Below are 19,147 nucleotides of genomic sequence, written 5' to 3'. Positions count from 1 at the left end.
TGATGGAGGCGATGAGGATCCGGGCCGCGTCTATCTGCAGCTGGCAACCGGGGCGTCACATGATCGCAGGTGGCCGCGCCGACGGACCCCGGCCGGCAGGACTGCTGGGTTTCTGCAGGGTTCCTCTAGGGCCATGAAAATACGCTCTTCCGGGAGCCGGGACGCAGCGGGCGTCCCCAAGGGACGGAGAATTTCATGAGCAGAATCATCAGATCCCCTTACGCCGTCGTCTTATTCATGGCCTTCATCCTGGCCAGTCTGCTTTACGACGGCGCGGTCGAACCGGCGTCGGCTGCCGGCGTCACCTACTTCCTCAGCGCTGCCGGCAGCGACACGAACTCCGGCACGTCCAGCGCAACGCCGTGGAAGACACTCAGCAAACTCAATACCGCTGTTCTCCAGCCCGGGGACACGGTCAGCCTCCGCAAGGGGGACACCTTCACCGGCGGCCTGATCACGGGCCAGAGCGGGACCACCACCGCGCCGATCACCGTGAACGGCTACGGCACAGGCGCCGCCCCCATCATCACCGGCGGCAAGTCCGGGAACTGCGTCCGGGTCAACGGCAACTTCACCGTCGTCGACGGCCTCCGCGCCGTCTCGTGCGGCTACGCGGGGTTCAGCATCACCGGTGACAGGAACACCGTGCAGAACTCGAGCGCGTCCAATAATGCCGCAGGCATCAAAATCGGCACGGGATCCGATTTCGGCAAATACGCCGGCAACACCCTGACGGACAACAACATCGAGAACGTGAACACGCAGGGAACCAACTGCGGAACCGCCCAGGCCGTCAATTGCAGCGACGATTCCGGCGCCTTCGGCATCCTCATCAACGGCAACGACAACGAGGTCACCGCCAACACCATCTCCGGCTCGGCTGCCGCATCGTTCGACTTCGTCGTGGACGGCGGGGCCATCGAAGTCTTCAACGGCAACCGGAACAGCGTCCACCACAACATCGCACTGGACAACAACAGCTTCTCCGAACTGGGACGCTCATCCGGCACGGCCGACGGGAACACCTACCGTTACAACCTCGTCCGTTCAACGTGCGGCACCCTCTGCGCCCAGGCCAAAGGCTTTATCGCCCGGGGGCCCAGCACCAGCTTCGGACCGACCAACAGCACCGTCTTCGAATTCAACACCGTCTATCTGACCGGTCCCAATTCGCAGGCCATCGTCTGCCACGCCCAATGCCCCTCCACGACCGTCATCAGGGGGAACATCCTGGCGGGCGTCAAGAACTCTCTCTGGATCAACGGCTCAGGCTGGACCGAGAAAGAAAATGTCTTCACGGGTCCGATCAACGTCACCCCGAGCACGACGTCGCGCCGGGTACCCACAGTGGGCTTCGTGACCACCGGAACCGATTTCCACCTCACAGCCACCAGCGCCGCCGTCGACCTCACCTCCTCCACCAGCTCCGCCGTTGACCTGGATGGCCGGCCCGTGCCGCAGGACGGCAACTGCAACGGAACGGCCACAGCGGATGCCGGGGCCTACGAATACGACTCACCGAACTGCTGAACCCGGCGCTTGGCGGCTAGGAGACCCAAAAACAGGTAATCGGTCCACCCTTCAACGAGCTCCCCGCCGGATGCGTGTGATTTCGCCCCAAAACCAAGTGGCGGGGATCAAGATTTCGGGTAGTAATTACTGGTGCCGTGGTCCGGTTCCGTTCCTTAGGGTGAATGGCACGAGGATGCTCTTCCGGGGAGGGTGAGCACCTCGGTAGTCCCTTCAACGCTGCCATCACATGGAACGGTCTCCCATGCCCACTTCGATGGACTCTGTCCTGTCCACGCTCGGTCCAATATTGTTCGTCGGTGTCTCGATCATCGGCGTCCGCATGGCCCTGTACTGGTGGAGTTTTCTGTTCCGCTGGGAGCGCTACCGGCGCCGCACCGCGGTCTCCAACAGGGATCTCCGCGCCGTTGACGTCCCGTTCGTAAAGATCCAGATCACCACGCGGGGGTCCGCGGGCAGCACGGAAGTCATCACCCGCGGAATCCGCAACGCCGTTGGCCTGGCCGGTGAGGATCCGGAGTTCTACAGCCGGTTTCTGTCCGTGGAGGTTGTGACCGAATCCGCGGAGCAGTCGAACGCTCTCCGGAATGCCTTCCGGAGCTCGCCCATCCCGGTGGACACGCTCGTGATCCCCGAGGACTACGAGACCCCGAACGGCACCAGGCTCAAGGCCCGCGGACTGCATTACATCGTCGAGCAGCGGCGAGAGGCGTGGAACAGCAAACCGGGACGCACCTTCATCGTGCATTACGACGAGGAAAGCGTCATGGTCCCGGGCGAGCTGCGCAAACTCATCCATTGCCTGGCCACAACCGACAAGAAGATCCTCGAAGGTCCCATCTACTACCCGCTCGAGTACCTGAATGCCAGCCCCCTCTGCCGGGGCATGGAAGCCAACCGCCCGATCGGCTGCTACGAATGCCGCCACGTCATGGAAACCGGGGTCCCGCTGCACCTGCACGGTTCCAACCTCGTCATCGACGAATCGCTGGAGAACGATATCGGCTGGGACATCGGATGCCTCGAGGGGCAGCCCTTCATCGCCGAGGACTACGTGTTCGGCATGAAGGCCCTCACCGCCTGCGGCAAGGAGGTGTTCGGATGGCACGGGTGCGTCATGCTCGAGCAGCCGCCCTTTTCCGTCCGGAGCGCGTTCAAACAGCGCTACCGCTGGATCTTCGGTGTCCTGCAGGGCATGAAGTCCATGACCGGGAATCCGCTGTTCCTCTCCCTGCCCTGGGTTACCAGGTTCAGCCTGGTCTGGGGCACCCGCTACCGGGTCGGCACCTTCGCCCTGGGGGCCGTCGTCGGACTTCTCTCCGCCATGGTCTTCCCCGCATTCATCATCCGGGCCCTGGAGTCGCTGCTATCGAACGGTGAGCCCCCGCTGCCGGCGCCGGGCAGTGCGTGGCTGGCCCTGGTCGGTGTCATGTGGATGGGGTCGGTCTTTATCGGAGCCTGGCACAACGTGGCCGATTCAGGCATGGACAGGTGGGCCCGTGCCGGCGAAATATCGCTGGCTGTCCTGCTGGCGCCTGTTGCCGGCCTCATCGAAAGCTCGGCGGCACTCTGGGCGGTCCTCCAATGGGCCGCGGGCAAACGGGGCGTCCACTGGGTACCCACCCCCAAGACCAAGAACGCGGACCTTCAGAGCATCAGGAGCGGTGAGTAACCCATGGAACAAGCCTCAGCAGCAGCGGTCCACGCCGGCCAGGCGATCGTGGAGGACGCCGGCAGCCACGTCCGGCCACCCCTGGTGGTCGCCAACCTGGTCATCCATGCGGCCCGGCGGCGGGCCCTCCGGATGGCCCAGGCCAGGTGTGCCGCCTTCATGTTCGCCGCCCTGGTCACAGTGACGGCGTACATTGTGGTCCCCCTTGCGCTGGCCCTGCATGCAGCGGTCCAGCCGGTCCCGGTGGTACTGGTGATCTCCGCTGCGGTCCTGGCCGAACTGGCCCTGGCAGTGGCGATCATCATTCTGAAAACCGAAGGAACCCGGGATGCGGCAACCGAGGATTTTTAGGAACCTGGCTTTCCTGATGGTGGCTGTTGCCCTGACGGCGGGTGGCATCACGGCGGCCCGTCTCACCGCAGACCCGCAGCGGTTCCCGGTGCCCTCTGACGGCAAAACATACTTCGGAGTCCAGCTTGACTCCGAATTCGATACGGTGGGCGGCTACGCCTCCCGCCTCGGTTCAACCCCGGCCGTGTACGGGCGCTATGTCGATTTTCCCTTGGGCGCAGCGGACGAAGGGCTGGTCAGCGAAGAGGTGCAGAAACTGGCTGACCACCATTCGTCCTTCATGCTCACCCTTGAACCGAGAAAGGGCCTTGCCGCCGTCTCGCCCGAGGCCCTGACGGCACTGACCCGCATGCTGACAGCGTGGAACCAGAAGGGCGTGCCGGTCATGGTCCGTTTCGGGCATGAAATGAACGGTGCGTGGTATTCATGGGGCCAGCAGCCTGCAGCCTACATTGCAAAGTTCCGTGAGGTTGCGGCCGCTGTCCACAAGGCCCCGTCGTCGGCGATGCTCTGGTCTCCCAACGAGGGCGCCGGCTATCCCTATGCAGGAGGGCCGTATGAGGCCCACCCCGGCAGCGCCGACTTCCAGGCACTGGACACCAACCACGACGGCGAACTCACCATGGAGGACGACCCGTACGCACCGTACTGGCCGGGAGATGATGCCGTGGACTGGGTTGGAATTACCCTTTACCACTTCGGCAAGGCCTACCCCTGGGGAGAGAACACCGTCCCGGAGCGGGGAAAACTGGCCGCCAAGATCACGGGAACCTTCCACAGCGCCTACACCGACGACACTGCCGTCCCCGACTTCTACAAAGAATATGCGGACGGGCACAACAAGCCGTTTGCGATCTCGGAAACGGGAGCCTTCTACAACACCTCCCGCAGCGATGGGGCCACGGAACTGGCGATCAAGGAGGCCTGGTGGAACCAGCTCTTTGACCCCGGGCTGCAGAAACAGTTCCCGAGGCTCAAAATGGCGCTCTGGTTCGAGTACTCCAAAACCGAGAACCAGCCCGGAAAGCCTGTTGTTGACTGGCGCACCACGGTGGCTCCCGGAATCAGGGAGCCTTTTACCCGTGCGATTCCGGACCGGTTCCTCATGGCACCGGTGGGATGAGGCGCCAATCGGTTCCGGGTCAGAAGTACGCGTCCCTCACAGCGTTGAAGACAGGGATGGCGACATCCACGATGACGAACCAAAAGGATGCGACGACGACGGCCAGGATGGCGACCATCAGGATCCAGAAGAACACGGCCGATTCCGGCCGCCTTAACTTTTCAAGCATGGCATTCCTGCCGGTTTCTCTCATACTGCTGCTTCGAGGGCTTGGGCCCCCATCCGTGGTGCTGTGCAGATCCGTGGACTCGCGGCATTACCCGGAAAAAGCCACAACGAGGATCCAGACGGCAAATGCAGCGAGGACGAGCGCTGATCCGTATTTGATATACGGCAACCAACGGCGCCCCGTCCCCGGGTTGACGATGTGTTTGCCCGACATGGTTCAGTCTTACTGCCGTGAACTGAAAGCAGTCTTGGAGCGGGCCATGAGATTGCCTTGAGCTACTAAATCTGCGCCCTGGCCGTTGCCGTCAAAACGCACGACGGCGGTGCCCGCCGCGGGCGGGCAGTGGAGGCCTTGGTGCTGTGGCTGGCTGGCCACTGGGAAGCTGTATCTACTTGAGGGCAAGCGCTTCGGACAGCACGGGCCTCAGTGACTTTGAATAGGCTGCCGTGAGGTGGACCCCGTCTGCGAACATGGGTGACGTTCCGGCGAAGGCGGGGCAGTGCCCGGCTACGCAGAACCATCCGGTGGTATTCACGTAGTGGACGTTCGCCTGCCCGGCGGGGTCAAGGGCCGCTCTGCCGGCGGCCGTCATGTCCAGTGAGAGCTGCTGCACCTTTGACGCACAGTCCGCAGGCGTGCTGATCTTCGTGGCGCATTCAGCGAACTTGCGGCCGCGCGGAGGCGGGTCAAGCACGAAAACCTGCTTGGCCGAGGCAGAGAGTTCTGTATACAGCTTCTTGGACGCCTCGGTCCACTCGCTGGCCGCGGCACGCCCCGATGCGCCACTGGAAAGGCGCACCAGCGTTCCCGCTGAGCTGGAACTGATCACCATGTCAGGCTTCATGGAGGCGATCTGCTGAAGGGCCCACGTCCGGAAAGGGGCGCACTTGGGGTGCGCGGATTTGGAAGCCTTGACCACATCAACCCCCGCAGCCGGGCACTGCTGCATGGCGTAAACATGGATCTTGTATCCCTGCGACTCGAGTGCGGCGCGTATGCCTGGAACGTAGCTGATGCCCACCGAGTCACCGAGAACCACTGCCGTCTTCTTGGCCGCCGGGTCACCGTAAACGCAGCGGGCTGCATTTTCTGCAGGGTCATCCAGTGCGCCCCGCTCGTCGGCCAGGCACCCGTCCTCCACCCATTCAGGCGCTTTCGCTTCGTCGCCGAGTGTGTCGATCGCAGGCGTAAGCTCTGGCCACTCAGTCGCCGAGAGGGCAAGGGTGAGTTCCTGGCTCAGCTTTCCTGAGGGGGTGTTTGCAGCAGCAGCGGAGGAAGCACCCGCCGGCACCGCCGGGCCCGCAACAGCCGCATCCGGGGCGGCCTTCGCCAGGGTGAAGCTCACGACGACGGCGGCAACCAGGGCAAGAGTGGTGAGCGCTCCGAAGGCCAGCCGGGTCGGGGCCACCTGCGGCGCCTTGACAGGTTTGGCTGCCCTGGCTGCCTTGGGTTCAAGCCACTGCGAGCGCCTGACCGGCTCTTCAACGAAGCGGTAGGACCATGCTGACAACGCCAGGGTGAGGCCTGCAGCACCGGCGTAGTCCACGATGCCATTCAACGGCCGGAGCGCCTCGAGAAGGATGATGACCGGGAAGTGCCACAGGTACAGGGAGTAGGAGATATCGCCCAGGTAGCGGGAGGCGCGGTTCGTCAGCGGGGCCAGCAGCCGTTGCTCCCCTCCGGTCCCTGCGGCGATGACGGCCATGGTTGCAAGGACCGGCACCGCTGCCCATGGACCCGGAAAGGTCAGTTCCGGCGTCATGGCGAAGGCGCCGGCCACGATTCCTGCGAGGCCGAGGTAGGCCAAGGCGGGCCTGACGCGGTCCGGGATGCGCAGCAGGACCGGCGCGAGGACGGCCAGCAGGCCGCCGCAGCCGAGCTCCCAGGCCCGGGAAAACGTGGAGAAGTATGCGACCGTGGGTGCAGCGGAGCTTTCCCACAGGGCGAAGGCAAACGATGCTCCGGCCACGGCAAACAACGCCAGGCCCAGTGAGCGCCGGGCCCCGGAAGACGAACGGCCCAGCCTGGAAGCTCCCCAGCCGAGCATGAGCACCATCAGCCATGGCCAAACAATGTAGAACTGTTCCTCGACGGCCAGGGACCAGAAGTGCTGCAGCGGGGACACCGCCCCTCCGGCCTGCATGTAGTCAGTGCCGGTCATGGCCAGACGCCAGTTGGCCGCAGACAGGAACGCCCACAGGCCGTCCTGGGCAATGCCCGCGAAGCGCGCGGTGGAGAACACGGCCCATGATCCGATGAGCGACAGGACGATGACCAGCGATGCCAGCGGCAGGATGCGCCGCGCCCGGCGCCGGTAGAAGTCCACGAGGGAGAGCCTGCCGGTCCTGCCGTGCTCCCGGATCAGGCTGGCAGTGATCACGAATCCGGAGATCACAAAGAAGACGTCGACGCCGATGAAGCCGCCGGTGGGGTAGGCCAGCAGGTGGTCCGCAATAACCAGGACAACTGCCAGTGCGCGGAGGCCCTGGATGTCATGGCGCTTTGTACCGGGGTGGTCCGTCCTCACCGCCGGGAAATTTGCTTTGCGTTGGGCGGCCCGGCCTGCTGGCATGCCGGCATGAGTCGTGGACAAGAGAATTCCCCCAAATGAGACCGGTGTTGGTCATATTTTACCGGCCAAGCACGGGCAACGCGCGCGTGCTCGCATCACATGGGGTCCGGCCAGTTGCCGATAGCGGTCATGGTCCGATGCTTTCGTTCCGTGTTTGTATCCCCTTTCCAGCCATCTTCCATCATGCGCCCGGGCTCCTGAGAGGAGACTGAGACCGTCACGGCTTCCATTGCTTCCATTGCGCCGTGACGGTCCAGCCTGAATCCTTGGATCATGGACCAAAAGGATCCGCCGTCCACTGCCGCGCTCCCGGTCCAGGCAACAGGGCAAACCCGGCAAGGGCGCTGGATGTCCCTGCGCCGTGGACTCCGCTGGCAGTCCACCTGGGCTGCTGTCGCCGTCGTCGCCGTCGCCCTCCTGACCGGCGGAATGCTGCTGCTGCAGACCCTGGAATCCGCGCTGGTTGCCGGCACGGACGGTTTCCTGCGGACCAAGGTCCAGGACGTTGCTGCCCTGATCAAGAGCCAGGACGCCGAGGAAGCCAGTCTCGCGGTCGCAGGAACCGCGAACAAGGACCCCCTGGTGCAGATCATCGACGCCGGCGGGAGGGTCATCGGGGCCTCCGAGCCCAGGCTTTTGCAGGCTCCGCTCACTTCGCAGAGGCCGGCTGCGGGTCAGGCCGGCACCGACAAGGTGCACGCGCCCGGCCTCCTGGGGGACGGCGACGAGCGCTATCTGGTGGTGCTCGGCGTCGATGATGAGGGCAGCGCGTACTGGGTTCTTGCCGGCCGGACCATTCAGCCGCAGTCGGACACGGTCCGGATCGTCACCTGGTACCTGCTGGTTGCCATGCCCTTGCTGCTGGGCCTGGTGGCGTGGTCGGTGCATTTCCTTGTCGGGCGGTCACTGCGGCTGGTGGACACCATCCGGACCCAGGTCAGCCATATCGGCGCCGGAAGGCTGAGTGAGCGTGTGGACGTCCCGGCCACGGGCGACGAGCTGCAGGCCCTGGCCGCCACCATGAATTCCATGCTTGACCGGATCGAGGCGGCCGATCAAAGACAGCGGCAGTTCGTCTCCGACGCGAGCCACGAACTGCGCGGCCCCATCACCACTCTCCGCACCGGCCTGGACATCTCCGCCGCCGACCCCACCGGCGAAACGTGGCAGGGGATGCAGCCCGTCCTTGCCGAAGAGACGCAGCGGCTGCAGGTTCTCGTGGAGGACCTCCTGACATTGTCCAAGGCCGACGACGAGGGGGCCGCCGTCCGCCGGGAGGATGTCGACCTCGACGATGTTCTGGCCACTGAATTGCGCAGGATCAAAGCCACGAGCACGCACCGGATCGTCGCTGACCTCGTGCCGGCCAGGGTGGTGGGGGACCCGGTCCGCCTGGGGCAGGCCTTCCGGAATGTGCTGGACAACGCCGACCGCCATGCGTCAGGGACCATTGCCGTGAAGCTGTCGGTGACGGTTCAGGCGGTGCTGGTAATCATCGACGACGACGGGCCACCGGTTCCGGTGGCCGACCGGGAAAGGATCTTCGGCCGTTTCGTCCGGCTGGATGAGAGCCGGTCACGCGGGCAGGGCGGAAGCGGCCTGGGTCTCGCGATCACCCGGGGCGTCATCGAGGCCCACGGCGGCCGCGTTACAGCCGCCGAAACGCCGCAGGGGTGGTGCCGATTTGAAATCAGTCTGCCGCCCAAGGCCCGGCAGCCGGCCGACCGCACCGCCGATATGCGCCACAAGCGCTAGTCGGTGCTGAGCCTGTATCCCATGCCCCGCACCGTCCTGAGGGTGTTGAGGCCAAACGGCTCGTCGATTTTCCTGCGCAGGTACCCGATGTACACCTCCACCACGTTGTCGCCGCCCCGGAAGTCCGGGTCCCAGACGTTGTCGAGGATCTGGGCCTTGGACAGGACCTCGTCCGGCCTGCGCATCAGGTAGTCCAGCAGGCCGAACTCCCGGGCGGTCAGGGTGATGGCCTGCCCGTTGCGTGTCACCTGCCGGGTTGCCGGGTCCAGCCGCAGTGAACCGACAGCCAGAATGACGGGCCGTTCCGGGGCGCCGCGGCGGATGAGTGCCCGCAGCCGCGCCACCAGCACCGGGAAGCTGAACGGCTTGGTCAGGTAGTCGTCCGCCCCCAGATCGAAGGCATCGGTCTGGTCGTATTCACCGTCCTTGGCCGTCAGCATGATCACCGGCACCCAATTGCGCCGCTCCCGCATCTGTTTAAGGACCGAGTAACCGTGCATGCCCGGGAGCATCACGTCCAGCACCACGACGTCGTACAGGTTCTCCGTGGCGGCCCACAGCCCATCAACACCGTTATGGGCAACGTCCACGACGAAACCCGCGGCTTTCAGCCCCTGCCGGATCGTCTCAGCCAGCAGGACCTCGTCTTCCACAAGCAGGACCCGCACAGTCGACATCGTCTCACGGGCGACAGGCAACAGCGCCGATCAGCCTGGAAAAGCCCCAGCAGCGCCAGCGGAACTGCCGCCGTTGCTTGACGCCCTTCGCCGCTTCCGCATATCCTGAACGAACGGTCGGTAAATAATCTTTCCGGTACAGACAGAGATCCAGTACGGACGTGAATGCATAGGAGCAACCATGGCAGCGCAGAACCTGCAGTCAGTGCCTGACCAGCCGGCAGCCCCCGGCGCGGCGGCGCAAAACACAGAAGGCGCTGACAACGGCCAGGCCCAGCTGGAGGCCGAGGGCCAGGCGTATTTTGACCGCGTGATCTCCCAGGACTCCCGGATCGAGCCGCGCGACTGGATGCCCGCCGCCTACCGCAAGACCCTCCTGCGCCAGATCTCGCAGCACGCGCACTCGGAGATCATCGGCATGCAGCCGGAGGCCAACTGGATCACCCGCGCCCCCAGCCTGAAGCGCAAGGCCATCCTCATGGCCAAGGTCCAGGACGAGGCCGGCCACGGGCTCTACCTCTACTCCGCCGCCGAAACCCTTGGCCAGTCACGGGACCAGATGATGGACGACCTCATCGCCGGCAAGGCCCGCTACTCCTCGATCTTCAACTACCCGGCCCTCACCTGGGCGGACATGGGTGCCATCGGCTGGCTCGTGGACGGCGCGGCCATCTGCAACCAGGTGCCGCTGTGCCGCGCGTCGTACGGCCCGTACGGCCGGGCCATGGTCCGCATCTGCAAGGAAGAATCATTCCACCAGCGCCAGGGCTTCGAGATCCTGCTGGAACTCTCCAACGGAACGCCCGCGCAGAAGCAGATGGCGCAGGACGCCGTGAACCGCTGGTACGCCCCGGCCCTGATGATGTTCGGCCCGCCGGACGACGATTCGCCCAACTCCAAGCAGTCCATGGCCTGGAACATCAAGCGCTTCAGCAACGACGAGCTGCGCTCGCGGTTCGTCGGCATGATGGTGGAGCAGGTGAGGGTCTTGGGCCTTACCCTCCCGGACAGCGAGGTCCGCTTCAACGAGGACACCAAGAAGTGGGAACACGGCCCGCTGGACTGGAACGAATTCAAGGAAGTTTTGGCCGGACGCGGCCCCTGTAACTCGCAGCGGCTTGAGCGCCGCCGGCAGGCGCACGACGACGGCGCCTGGGTCCGCGAGGCAGCCGCCGCCTACGCGTCCAAGCAGGTTAACAAGCAGAAGGAACACGCAGCATGAGCGACGCATCAAAGGTCCCGGCTTCGGCCCCAGAGACCGAAACTCCGCACCGCAGCGTCTGGCCCCTCTGGGAGGTCTTCGTCCGGTCCAGCCGCGGCCTGTCCCACGTGCACGCAGGCAGCCTGCACGCACCCGATGCGGCGATGGCCCTGCGCAATGCCCGCGACCTCTACACCCGCCGCAACGAGGGCGTGTCCATCTGGGTGGTCCCGGCCGACGCCATCGCCAGCAGCGACCCGGACGCCAAGGGCTCGTTCTTCGAGTCGCCGCAGGGCAAGGACTACCGGCATGCCACGTACTACACCAAGAGCGAAGGCGTGAAGCACCTGTGAACCCGGAGACACAAGAAACAACAGGCCACGGCGACATCTCCGTCGGCGTCGCCGGGGCAGGCGCCAGCGGCGATGGAAGCGCCAGCGCCACCCGCATCACCCCGGGCAACGCGCTCCGCCCGGAAGACATCGCGCTCGAGGTCCGCACAGGCCTGGCCAGGCCCACCGAGGACGTGGCCCAGTACGCGCTGCGCCTGGGTGACGACGCCCTGGTCCTCGCCCAGCGCCTGGGCCACTGGATCTCCCGCGCCCCCGAACTGGAGGAGGACGTGGCCCTGGGCAACATCGCCCTGGACCAGCTGGGCCACGCCCGGAGCTTCCTCAGCTACGCCGGGGGAGCCTGGGAGAAGTCCGAGGATGACCTCGCCTACTTCCGCCGCGAGCACGAGTTCCGCTCCGCGCACCTGTTTGAGCAGCCCAACGGGGACTTCGCCGTCACCATCGCCCGGCAGTTCGTGGTGAGCTACTACCAGTTCGAGCTCTACCGCCGGCTGACCGAATCCACCGACGCCACGCTGGCCGCCATCGCCGCCAAGGCCGTGAAGGAAGTGGACTACCACCGCGACCACAGCACCCAGTGGGTCCTCCGCCTGGCCGGGGGCACGGACGAGTCCCGCCGCCGCATGGTCCAGGGCCTGAAGCTGATCTGGCCGTACGTCGGCGAGCTCTTCGTGGACGATGAGCTGACGCACCGGCTCGCGGAGGCGGGTGCCGCCGTCGAGCCTTCCAGCCTGAAGGCGGACTTTGACCGCCTCACCGGCGAGGTCCTGAAGGAAGCCGAGCTGGACGTCCCCGACGTCCCGGCAGCGCCGGGCGGCGGCCGCCGCGGCCAGCACTCGGAACACCTGGGCTACGTGCTCGCCGAGATGCAGGTGCTGGCCCGCGAGCATCCCGGAGCAAGCTGGTGACTGCCGTGTACATGCAGGACTCCGAGACGAGGACCGCGGAAAGCGCAGAGCAGAAGGCCTGGGCCGTCGCCGCCACAGTGTGCGATCCGGAGATCCCGGTGCTCAACATCGAGGACCTCGGCATCCTGAGAAGCGTCAGGCTGTTCGACGACGGCGGGCCGGTGCCCGCTGTCCAGGTCACCATCACGCCCACGTACTCGGGCTGCCCGGCGATGGACGCCATCCGGGACGACCTGAAGGCCGCCTTCCACAAGGAGGGCTACCCCAGCGTGCACGTGGAGCTGGTGCTCGCCCCGGCATGGACCACGGACTGGATGACCGAGTCCGGCAAGGCCAAGCTGCGGGAGTATGGCATCGCCCCGCCCACCGGCCGCGCGGCCCTGGGCCACAACGGGCCGGTCAGGCTGAGCCTGGCCGTGAAGTGCCCGCAGTGCTCGTCGCTGAACACCAAGGAACTCACCCGCTTCGGTTCCACCTCCTGCAAGGCGCTGTACGTGTGCCAGGACTGCAAGGAACCGTTCGACTACTTCAAAGTCCTGTAAGGAAAAAGCCCATGCCCGTTGTCCGCCAGACCGCAGCCGAATCGGCGGAGGCCACCGGCCGCCGTCGTCCGTCCTTTCATTCCCTCACCGTCGCGGAGGTGCGCCGCCTGACGGAGGACGCCATCGAGGTGACCTTCGCGGTGCCGGCAGAACTGGCCGGGCAGTTCGACTATCTGCCGGGCCAGTACGTGGCCCTGCGCACCACGCTGCCGGACGAGTCCGGCGAGCCGAAGGAGATCCGCCGCAGCTACTCCATCTGCGCCGAGCCGCGCAGCTTCGCGGACGGCAGCAGCGAGATCCGGGTGGCCGTCAAGAAGGATCTGGGCGGGCTGTTCTCCACGTGGGCCAACGCCGCGCTGAAGGCCGGGGACACGCTGGACGTGATGAGCCCCATGGGTGCGTTCGTCTCCAAGCACGGCCGGGACGGCAACACCGTGGAGCAGAACGTCATGAACTCCATGAACCACCCGGAGGAGCTGGCGGGGGAGGCTGCTTCTAATGGGGCGGGCAACTTCGTGGCGATCGCCGCGGGCTCGGGCATCACCCCGGTGATCGCCATCGCGCGGACGCTGCTGGCCGCCAACCCGGACACCCGGTTCGACCTGATCTACGCCAACAAGGCCGCCATGGACGTGATGTTCCTGGAGGAGTTGGCGGACCTGAAGGACAAGTACCCGCAGCGGCTGGCGCTGCACCACGTGCTGTCCCGCGAGCAGCGGATCGCGCCGCTGCTGAGCGGCCGGATCGACGCCGAGAAGCTGCAGAAGCTGCTGGGCATGGCCATCCACGCGGACGACGTGGACGAGTGGTTCCTGTGCGGGCCTTTCGAGCTCGTCCAGCTGTGCCGTGACACCTTGGCCGAGCGCGGCGTGAAGCCGGAGCACGTCCGGTTCGAGCTGTTCACCTCCGGCAAACCGGACCGGCCGGAGGGCAACGCAGGCCGTCCCGTCATCGCGGACGAGTCCCAGGAGACCTACAAGATCACCTTCAAGCTGGACGGCCTGCAGGGCGACGTCGCCAGCCCCACGCACGCCCGCGAGTCCATCCTCAACGCCGCGCTGCGGGTGCGCCCGGACGTGCCGTTCGCGTGCGCCGGGGGAGTGTGCGGCACCTGCCGCGCCAAGGTGGTCACCGGCACCGTGACCATGGACGAAAACTACGCGCTGGAGCAGGATGAGCTGGACAAGGGCTACGTCCTGACCTGCCAGTCCCACCCAACCAGCAAAGAGGTAACCGTCGACTTCGACGTGTAGCTCCATCTGCATATCCGGTCTCAACCCTAGGAGCCCCCATGATCTCCCTCTCCATTGCCGACGGCGTCGCCGAAGTGGTCCTCAACGCCCCGCAGAAGCTGAACTCGCTGGACGAGCAGGCGCTGGCGGAGCTGTCTAAGGCGTACGACGACGCCGCTGCTGCCGCCTCGCGCGGTGAGGTGCGGGCGCTGCTGCTCAGGGGCGAGGGGCGTGCCTTCTGCGCGGGCCGGGACATTGCCGGCGTTACGCCGGAGAACGACGACGCCGAGGCGTACCTGGGCGGGCTGGTGCAGCCGCTGCTGCAGAAGATGAGCAGCTTCCCGGCGCCCACGTTCGCGGCCGCGCAGGGCGCGTGCCTGGGGGTGGGCCTCGGTCTGCTGCTGGCCACGGACGTGGTGTACGTGGCGGAGAACGCGAAGTTCGGCTCGCCGTTCGCTAAGCTCGGCGCCACGCTGGACTCGGGCGGGCACTGGTACTTCACGGAACGGCTGGGCATGCACCGGACGCTGGACCTGATCTACACGGCGGAGCTGATCTCCGGCGCTGAGGCAGTTGCGCAGGGGATGTTCAGCCGTGCTCTGCCGGATGAGGAACTGCTCGAGTCAACCCGTGCCATCGTGGCGAAAGTCGCCACCGGAGCGACCGGCGCATTCAAGGCCAGCAAGGAGCTCGTGGCGCATATCCGCGACCAGCGCCTGGGCCTGTGGAAGTCCATGCAGGAGGAGAACGCCGAGCAGGCGCGCCTCTGCAAGAGCGAGGACTACGCGGAAGGTTTCAGGGCGTTCCAGGAGAAGAGGGAGCCCAACTTCAGGGGCTAGCCGATCTTCGGAGGCCGGGCTGGTTTAGGCGGCAGCGCTGGCTGAGCTTGTCGAAACCACTCCTCCACCACGCCCAGCACCCAAACCGCCAGCATCGCCCCGGCCGTATTGGCCACGATGTCCATGGCGCTGGGAAACCGGTCGTGCAGGAACAGCTTCTGTCCCAGTTCAATGCAGCAAGACGCCAGGAATGCGCTCAGCACGATCCGTCCCCGGTGAAACGCCGGAAACGCGAGGGCGGTGAGCATGCCAATCGGTGTGAACATCAGGATGTTGGACGCGAATTCCACGAAGCTGTAGTTGATCAGCTCAGGTACCCCCGAGTGGTGGAGGGCGAAGAGTACCGCCTGCAGCCGTCCGGCTACAGGACGGTCAACCGGGGTCGGCCAGAACGCCACGAACGCAAGGGCTGCCAGATACAGACCCAGCAGGGTGCGCGCATAGCCAGTGACGTCGGCCCGGCTCCATTTCCCCATACGGAAAACGCTACGGGAGCCTCTTCCCATCCCGAAATCTGGCCCTGGAAATTTCTCTTTGCGCAAGTCAATTTGTAAGGTTCGATCATGACCATGGGGAAATCAGTACGTAAAGCAGTTATTCCGGCGGCCGGACTGGGCACACGCTTCCTGCCCGCCACCAAGGCGATGCCGAAGGAAATGCTGCCGGTGGTGGATGCGCCGGCCATCCAGTATGTGGTCGAGGAAGCTGTCAGCGCAGGCCTGAGTGACGTGCTGATGATTACCGGCCGCAGCAAGCGGGCGCTGGAGGACCACTTTGATAGTGCGCCGGCTTTGGAGCGCACACTCGAACTCAAGGGCGACCAGGCGCGCCTGGATTCAGTCCAGCACGCGTCGGGTCTGGGGCCCATCCACTACGTCCGGCAGGGCGAGCCCAAAGGCCTCGGCCATGCCGTGCTGTGCGGCCGTCAGCACGTCGGTGACGAGCCTTTTGCGGTCCTGCTGGGCGATGACCTCATCGATGAGCGGGACGAGCTTCTGACCACGATGATCGAGGTCCAGGCCAAGACCGGTGGTTCTGTGATCGCCCTCATTGAGGTGGAGCCTTCCCAGATCAGCGCTTACGGCTGCGCTGATATCTCGGCCGTCGATGGCGAAGGCTACGTTCGGGTGAACAGCCTGGTGGAGAAGCCGTCGGTGGACGAGGCACCGTCAAACCTTGCGGTCATCGGCCGGTACGTGCTGCACCCGGCGGTGTTCGATGTCCTTGAGAAGACTGAGCCCGGCCGCGGCGGCGAGATCCAGCTGACCGACGCACTTCAGACCCTCGCGGCCGCAGAAGGCGAGGGCTCCGGGGTTTACGGTGTCGTCTTCCGCGGCCGCCGTTACGATACAGGCGACAAGCTGAGCTACCTGAAGGCTGTGATCACACTGGCGTCGGAGCGCGCCGAGTTTGGCGAAGACCTGAAGGCCTGGATGAAGGAATTCATCGGATAGCCCCGCTGCAAGCCAAGACGTGGAAAGCCCCGACTTCGGTCGGGGCTTTTCCTATCTGCTCTTTTCCTTCCGAAAACAAGAAAGCGGGCCGGACCCGGAAACCGGATCTGGCCCGCTTCATTGAAGCGTTAGCTTGGTGCTTAGGCAGATGCCTCAGCGTTAGCACGGCGGCGAACGACGACCACTGATGCAGCACCGGCAGCCAGTGCACCGGCACCGACGAGGGACCACAGGACCAGGCTGGAGTCAGCACCGGTGTTGGCCAGACCAGCGCCGCTACCGCCAGTGTTGGCCAAGCCGCTGCCGGTTCCCGCGCCGGTTCCAGCAGCTGCGGCCACTGTGACGCTCTGAGATACGGACTTGCCGGAAGTGTTGCCCACAGCGGTCAGCGTGTAGGTGCCCGGCTCGCTGAGGCTGAGCGGGAACGCGAAGGATCCGTCAGCAGCTGCGGTTGTAGTGAAGGTCTGCGGAGCAGCCAGAACGTTGATCTTCGACGGAACCGACATAGCGGCACCGCCCGAGAAGCCGCCACCCAGCGCCTGCGGAGCGACGGTGAGAGTGACGGTGATGGTGATGGTTTCGCCAGCCAGGAATCCCGTTCCGGAGAAGGTGAACACCTCACCCGGCGTGACGGTGCCGTCGGAAACGGCGCCCGTTGCCGGCGTTGCCGGGTAGTTGGCAGCCATGGCCGGCACAGCTCCAGTCAGTGCAATGGTTCCTGCAAGCGCGAGCGCAGCAATAGACTTCTTCAATTTGTCCCCCCTGAGACCTTTTCAACACGGATGTCACATATTTGTGGAGATTCTCCATCCCCATGTGACCGTGGGGCGAATCTCGTGGTTAGCTCAAGGAGAGATTAGCATCCCAACCGCGGTCGCTCCAAAGTGAATCCAAACACTTTACATACTGTTAATGACTTGGCTACGCAGCCGGATCGCAAGCGGCGGTGCGTGTCGCCAAAACCACTTCGTTTTGACTTTGAATCGTGGGCGTAACCGACAACTGAGGCAGAGTGTGCTGAACGATCTTGCCAAATGTAAATTCGACGGTGCTGCTCTCGCCGGGTTCAAGCCTCACAGTCAGTGCGCCCACAGGTCGACCTCCATGGCCATAGGATGCAAAGCCAGTCTTCTTGCCATCCACCGATGCCGTCTCGATGTTTGACTGCACGGGTCCGTACGCTGTCACGTTCGTCTGGACGCTCCCCGCGGGTACTCCGAATACGCCCCCTCCAGTAACGTAATCCGGCAGTGACTCCGCCGCATCCTTGGGGGCCGCGTTTGTGCTGGTCACCAGTACTTTCACTTCGGAGTACCCATTCGCAGGACACTCCTCGACGAGTTGCACGGTCCTCTTGACGTAGTAATCCATCTTTGCGCCCGTGCCGTCGTTGAAGTACACACCGAACTGTGCCGGCGAGATGCTTGACCCGGTCACAGACCCGCCTAATGGATACTGGGAAATTACTGCCTGTTCATCGGCCCTGGTTGACCAAACTTGTATCCTATGTTCTGCCGCACCTCGAGTGATCCCCTCGATCAATTTTGCTGTGTCGCCGGTACCTGCGGACAGCTTCGCAAATACTTCCTTTGCGACGCCGGCGAAATACACGTCTTGCAGAGACGGCTCGCTGATTCTCTTGTAGACGTCCGAAAGCAGAGTTGGGACGACGTTTTTGGCTGTTAGTTCGAGTGGCAGGCCGCTGGGAGTGGCTTGGACGAGCAGCGGATCGGTGATTCGAACCGGACCGGTGCCTGCTAGGAGGTAGCCCAGAGCGACCGGGTCCATCGAAAGGACGCCGTCCAATTCCTCGCCTGTCCGCGTTTTCCACATCCGTTGTGCGGTTTGTGCGGCTGTGGGGAAGTCTGGGGTGAGATTGACATCCTGCATAAATTTCCCGAGGCGTGCGGAATAGATTGCTGTCTGATCTGGATCTACAGTCACTGCCGGACTGAACACTCCCATGGCGCTGGCACTAGTTTGCGAACCCAGGAAAAGTTTCCCCTTTTCGACGGTGAGGACTGCCAGTGCACCAGGAATCCCGCCGGTAGAACGAGATTCTGCATTGTTCTGGATTAGCAAAAGGTAACGTCGCGGGGAAGAGTCTCCGGACATGGCCGGCAATAGGTTTGCCGCGTCAGCCGCCGAGTTAAGTCCTTTCCGGAGTGAACTAAGTTCCTCTCGGACGCGAACGAGTGGGCCCGAAACTTGTGGTAACAGGTCTTCGGTGTTGATGCCGTTCAACCGGTCAGACGATTGGCTCACTGCATGAGCCGCGGTGACCAGCTTTGGCTCTGCGGCAGACAACGGTTTCAGATTGAGTCCTTGATCGCCCGTCACTAACGATTCCCAGTCAAGCGTCTGGAAGATGCTAACCAGTGGCGCCGCCCCAAGCTGAGCGACGTCGTCAGCGGAGGTAGCGACCTGGCTAACGGCTTGGAAGTTTGCGCCTAACCAAGGCATCGACGCCGACATCGTCCACAATGGGTCGCTGGCAGCGTCTCGCGCCCTTGACGTGTGTTCTTTCAAATTGGCAACGGTCACTGTAGCAGCTTGTGCATCATCCTTAAGAATGTCGTCCCTCAGTTGGGAAACCAAAGTGTTCGCGGCATTCAATTCCGTATTGATAGTGGAGGCCCTATAGCCAAGCCAGGCGACGCCCGCCAGTATCAGCACAAAAAAAGCGCCGCACCATGCACTGGTGAAGATGAGCCGTCGTCGTCGCCGCGTCTGGGAAATTGAGCGACCAGTCCTCTCGGCGCCAGGCAC

General features: G+C 64.4%; 18 protein-coding genes. 12 read left to right on the top strand and 6 right to left on the bottom strand.

The genetic code is table 11. The annotated features are described in order from the left end of the window. Positions 1-195 precede the first annotated feature (195 nt). The 4 genes from ACFRAH_RS12935 (at position 196) to ACFRAH_RS12920 (ending at position 4,676) form a co-directional block, all read left to right on the top strand. Positions 196-1,530: a hypothetical protein gene (locus ACFRAH_RS12935; protein ID WP_377991280.1), complete on the top strand. Its 1,335-nt coding sequence runs from the start codon at positions 196-198 to the stop codon at positions 1,528-1,530. A gap of 244 nt (positions 1,531-1,774) precedes the next feature. Then, entirely contained in the window at positions 1,775-3,202 is a 1,428-nt protein-coding gene (locus ACFRAH_RS12930) for a glycosyltransferase family 2 protein (RefSeq protein ID WP_377991279.1), read from the top strand. A 3-nt stretch (positions 3,203-3,205) separates the two neighbouring features. Beyond that, positions 3,206-3,553, top strand: a complete 348-nt coding sequence (locus tag ACFRAH_RS12925; protein ID WP_377991278.1) for a hypothetical protein — start codon at positions 3,206-3,208, stop codon at positions 3,551-3,553. A gap of 16 nt (positions 3,554-3,569) precedes the next feature. Then, on the top strand, positions 3,570-4,676 hold the full coding sequence (locus ACFRAH_RS12920; protein ID WP_377991277.1) for a glycoside hydrolase family 26 protein: 1,107 nt from the start codon (positions 3,570-3,572) through the stop codon (positions 4,674-4,676). A 19-nt stretch (positions 4,677-4,695) separates the two neighbouring features. Here the strand turns inward: ACFRAH_RS12920 and ACFRAH_RS12915 are convergent, their stop codons facing one another. Both ACFRAH_RS12915 and ACFRAH_RS12910 read right to left on the bottom strand, forming a co-directional pair. After that, positions 4,696-4,845 (bottom strand): hypothetical protein, encoded by a 150-nt coding sequence (locus ACFRAH_RS12915; RefSeq protein WP_377991276.1) that lies wholly within the window; start codon positions 4,843-4,845, stop codon positions 4,696-4,698. 388 nt (positions 4,846-5,233) lie between these two features. Next, positions 5,234-7,372, bottom strand: a complete 2,139-nt coding sequence (locus tag ACFRAH_RS12910) for an acyltransferase family protein (RefSeq protein ID WP_377991275.1) — start codon at positions 7,370-7,372, stop codon at positions 5,234-5,236. Between the two features lie 318 nt (positions 7,373-7,690). Here ACFRAH_RS12910 and ACFRAH_RS12905 point away from each other — a divergent pair, with 318 nt between their 5' ends. Next, positions 7,691-9,172 carry a sensor histidine kinase gene (locus ACFRAH_RS12905; RefSeq protein ID WP_377991274.1) on the top strand — a complete coding sequence of 494 codons (1,482 nt, stop codon included), beginning with the start codon at positions 7,691-7,693 and terminating at the stop codon, positions 9,170-9,172. On the opposite strand, the gene ACFRAH_RS12900 is transcribed toward ACFRAH_RS12905, so the two are convergent. Further along, complete coding sequence (locus ACFRAH_RS12900; RefSeq protein ID WP_377991339.1) at positions 9,169-9,840, bottom strand: response regulator transcription factor; 672 nt, start codon at positions 9,838-9,840, stop codon at positions 9,169-9,171. The two genes, ACFRAH_RS12905 and ACFRAH_RS12900, sit on opposite strands and share 4 nt — an antisense overlap. A gap of 190 nt (positions 9,841-10,030) precedes the next feature. On the opposite strand from ACFRAH_RS12900, the gene paaA reads away from it, so the two are divergent. From paaA to ACFRAH_RS12870, 6 genes are read left to right on the top strand one after another with little or no spacing between them, the layout of a single operon-like run. Next, a complete protein-coding gene (gene paaA, locus ACFRAH_RS12895) occupies positions 10,031-11,071 on the top strand; it encodes a 1,2-phenylacetyl-CoA epoxidase subunit PaaA (RefSeq protein WP_377991273.1) in 1,041 nt (346 codons plus the stop codon). Beyond that, positions 11,068-11,403, top strand: coding sequence for a 1,2-phenylacetyl-CoA epoxidase subunit PaaB (paaB, locus tag ACFRAH_RS12890; RefSeq protein ID WP_377991272.1), 336 nt, complete (start codon positions 11,068-11,070; stop codon positions 11,401-11,403). The genes paaA and paaB overlap by 4 nt, the downstream gene beginning before the upstream one ends. Then, positions 11,400-12,311, top strand: a complete 912-nt coding sequence (gene paaC, locus ACFRAH_RS12885; RefSeq protein WP_377991271.1) for a 1,2-phenylacetyl-CoA epoxidase subunit PaaC — start codon at positions 11,400-11,402, stop codon at positions 12,309-12,311. The genes paaB and paaC overlap by 4 nt, the downstream gene beginning before the upstream one ends. Positions 12,312-12,322: 11 nt before the next feature. After that, positions 12,323-12,853, top strand: coding sequence for a 1,2-phenylacetyl-CoA epoxidase subunit PaaD (paaD, locus tag ACFRAH_RS12880; protein WP_377991338.1), 531 nt, complete (start codon positions 12,323-12,325; stop codon positions 12,851-12,853). 11 nt (positions 12,854-12,864) lie between these two features. Next, the gene (gene paaE, locus ACFRAH_RS12875) at positions 12,865-14,106 is read left to right on the top strand and encodes a 1,2-phenylacetyl-CoA epoxidase subunit PaaE (protein WP_377991270.1); all 1,242 of its coding nucleotides are present in this window, start codon (positions 12,865-12,867) and stop codon (positions 14,104-14,106) included. 38 nt (positions 14,107-14,144) lie between these two features. Beyond that, entirely contained in the window at positions 14,145-14,924 is a 780-nt protein-coding gene (locus tag ACFRAH_RS12870; protein ID WP_377991269.1) for an enoyl-CoA hydratase/isomerase family protein, read from the top strand. On the opposite strand, the gene ACFRAH_RS12865 is transcribed toward ACFRAH_RS12870, so the two are convergent. Beyond that, positions 14,921-15,400 carry a VanZ family protein gene (locus ACFRAH_RS12865; protein WP_377991268.1) on the bottom strand — a complete coding sequence of 160 codons (480 nt, stop codon included), beginning with the start codon at positions 15,398-15,400 and terminating at the stop codon, positions 14,921-14,923. The genes ACFRAH_RS12870 and ACFRAH_RS12865 overlap by 4 nt on opposite strands. An 87-nt stretch (positions 15,401-15,487) precedes the next feature. Here ACFRAH_RS12865 and galU point away from each other — a divergent pair, with 87 nt between their 5' ends. Beyond that, on the top strand, positions 15,488-16,378 hold the full coding sequence (gene galU, locus ACFRAH_RS12860; RefSeq protein WP_377991267.1) for a UTP--glucose-1-phosphate uridylyltransferase GalU: 891 nt from the start codon (positions 15,488-15,490) through the stop codon (positions 16,376-16,378). 140 nt (positions 16,379-16,518) lie between these two features. Here the strand turns inward: galU and ACFRAH_RS12855 are convergent, their stop codons facing one another. Next, positions 16,519-17,130: an LPXTG cell wall anchor domain-containing protein gene (locus ACFRAH_RS12855; protein ID WP_377991266.1), complete on the bottom strand. Its 612-nt coding sequence runs from the start codon at positions 17,128-17,130 to the stop codon at positions 16,519-16,521. Positions 17,131-17,299: 169 nt separating this feature from the next. Beyond that, the gene (locus ACFRAH_RS12850) at positions 17,300-19,147 is read right to left on the bottom strand and encodes a DUF4012 domain-containing protein (protein ID WP_377991265.1); all 1,848 of its coding nucleotides are present in this window, start codon (positions 19,145-19,147) and stop codon (positions 17,300-17,302) included.

This window comes from Arthrobacter sp. NPDC056727, assembly GCF_042790555.1.
GTDB lineage: Bacteria > Actinomycetota > Actinomycetes > Actinomycetales > Micrococcaceae > Arthrobacter.
This window is presented reverse-complemented; position numbering and strand designations above follow the sequence as displayed.

What these genes read in the sequence shown, in the direction of transcription:
- paaB (WP_377991272.1), top strand. Translation starts at nt 11,068, where the DNA reads ATGAGCGACGCATCAAAGGTCCCGGCTTCGGCCCCAGAGACCGAAACT.
- ACFRAH_RS12930 (WP_377991279.1), top strand. Translation starts at nt 1,775, where the DNA reads ATGCCCACTTCGATGGACTCTGTCCTGTCCACGCTCGGTCCAATATTG.
- paaD (WP_377991338.1), top strand. Translation starts at nt 12,323, where the DNA reads ATGCAGGACTCCGAGACGAGGACCGCGGAAAGCGCAGAGCAGAAGGCC.
- ACFRAH_RS12925 (WP_377991278.1), top strand. Translation starts at nt 3,206, where the DNA reads ATGGAACAAGCCTCAGCAGCAGCGGTCCACGCCGGCCAGGCGATCGTG.
- ACFRAH_RS12915 (WP_377991276.1), bottom strand. Translation starts at nt 4,845, where the DNA reads ATGCTTGAAAAGTTAAGGCGGCCGGAATCGGCCGTGTTCTTCTGGATC.
- paaA (WP_377991273.1), top strand. Translation starts at nt 10,031, where the DNA reads ATGGCAGCGCAGAACCTGCAGTCAGTGCCTGACCAGCCGGCAGCCCCC.
- ACFRAH_RS12920 (WP_377991277.1), top strand. Translation starts at nt 3,570, where the DNA reads ATGGTGGCTGTTGCCCTGACGGCGGGTGGCATCACGGCGGCCCGTCTC.
- ACFRAH_RS12905 (WP_377991274.1), top strand. Translation starts at nt 7,691, where the DNA reads ATGGACCAAAAGGATCCGCCGTCCACTGCCGCGCTCCCGGTCCAGGCA.
- galU (WP_377991267.1), top strand. Translation starts at nt 15,488, where the DNA reads ATGACCATGGGGAAATCAGTACGTAAAGCAGTTATTCCGGCGGCCGGA.
- ACFRAH_RS12935 (WP_377991280.1), top strand. Translation starts at nt 196, where the DNA reads ATGAGCAGAATCATCAGATCCCCTTACGCCGTCGTCTTATTCATGGCC.
- ACFRAH_RS12870 (WP_377991269.1), top strand. Translation starts at nt 14,145, where the DNA reads ATGATCTCCCTCTCCATTGCCGACGGCGTCGCCGAAGTGGTCCTCAAC.
- paaE (WP_377991270.1), top strand. Translation starts at nt 12,865, where the DNA reads ATGCCCGTTGTCCGCCAGACCGCAGCCGAATCGGCGGAGGCCACCGGC.
- ACFRAH_RS12865 (WP_377991268.1), bottom strand. Translation starts at nt 15,400, where the DNA reads ATGGGGAAATGGAGCCGGGCCGACGTCACTGGCTATGCGCGCACCCTG.